Genomic DNA, 267 nt, shown 5'->3' with positions numbered 1-267 from the left:
CGATGCCGCCCCTTTCCGGTCCGCAGGCGAACAACCGCTGCCTGCCACAAGCTTTGCGCACGAGGCTCAGGTCGCTGCTGGACTTGGGCTACATGCGGGGCGTGATCGAACAGCTTGACGCCTCGGCAGCAGAACTGCCGGAACTGTATGGCCAACTGATGTCGCTACGCTCGCTGGCCCAGCGCTTCCAGCTGACCGAGTTCGCGCATCAACTTGAACTTTTCTCAAGCGACTCGCATGGTTGAAGAATCCGTTGACCGTATTGAC

Annotated in this window: 1 protein-coding gene; it reads left to right on the top strand. The window is 59.9% G+C overall.

Annotated elements, in window-relative coordinates; translation table 11 throughout:
• A partial coding sequence (locus SB717_RS36425; RefSeq protein WP_410907902.1) for a hypothetical protein occupies positions 1-245 on the top strand: 245 nt, incomplete at its 5' end.
• Between the last annotated feature and the right edge of the window lie 22 nt (positions 246-267).

Source organism: Priestia sp. SIMBA_032, assembly GCF_046535215.1.
GTDB classification, from domain to species: domain Bacteria; phylum Bacillota; class Bacilli; order Bacillales; family Bacillaceae_H; genus Priestia; species Priestia aryabhattai.
Note: the sequence above shows the minus strand (reverse complement) of the source record. Positions and strands in the feature narration are given on the sequence as shown.